Below are 616 nucleotides of genomic sequence, written 5' to 3' on the forward strand. Positions count from 1 at the left end.
CAATGTGCCAGTCGGGGCTCCACTTTCTGCGGCGGCTCACCCACTTGGGCGGTAGCGGCGTGCCGAACAGGCGGTAAGCCGCGCGCACGGCCAGCGACGGCCACAGTTGCTGCGAAGCGCCCAGGCCCCAGCGGAAGATGCGCGTCAGGGGGCTGGCGTTGTAAAAGGCCGTGGTGGCCTGCAGGGAGGTGCGTGTCATGGCGGTTTCCTTTTTCTTCTGGATGTCAGTACCAGATCCAGTCTTCGTTGCTGCGCGGCAAACTGCGTAGCGAAGCCAGAACCGCCCTCACGGTGCGAACGCCAAGAAATACGCCTAAACCGATGATCAGGATCAACATGATTTCCTCATTTCTCCGCACAGTCGTGCGAAATTAAAAGTTACCCAAACACTGAAAAAAGCACTGCTGCCTCTTTCGCCTTGCCTTGTCTCTTATTTGTTGGTGATTGCCTCTGTCTGGTAGCTCTTGATCAGGCGCTCCCAGGATGCCTGAGCCCGTTCCGCCGCGCGTGGGTCGCGCAGAAAACGGGCATCGTGCAGCATCCCCATGGCAATGCTGCTGATTTCCATGACCAGCTGTTCCGCATCGGTGTCGGCCTTCAGTTGACCGGCCTCCAT

At 58.9% G+C, this 616-nt stretch carries 2 protein-coding genes; both read right to left on the minus strand.

Features of this window, described 5'->3' with window-relative positions; all coding sequences use genetic code 11:
- On the minus strand, nucleotides 1-199 hold a 199-nt coding region (locus AC1DSO_RS24775; RefSeq protein WP_477071333.1), incomplete at its 3' end, for a hypothetical protein.
- A gap of 231 nt (nucleotides 200-430) precedes the next feature.
- Nucleotides 431-616 (minus strand): TetR family transcriptional regulator C-terminal domain-containing protein (locus AC1DSO_RS24780; RefSeq protein WP_477071334.1); only part of this gene is annotated, 186 nt, incomplete at its 5' end.

The sequence above is a fragment of the Caulobacter sp. P4_E5 genome (genome assembly GCF_056401555.1).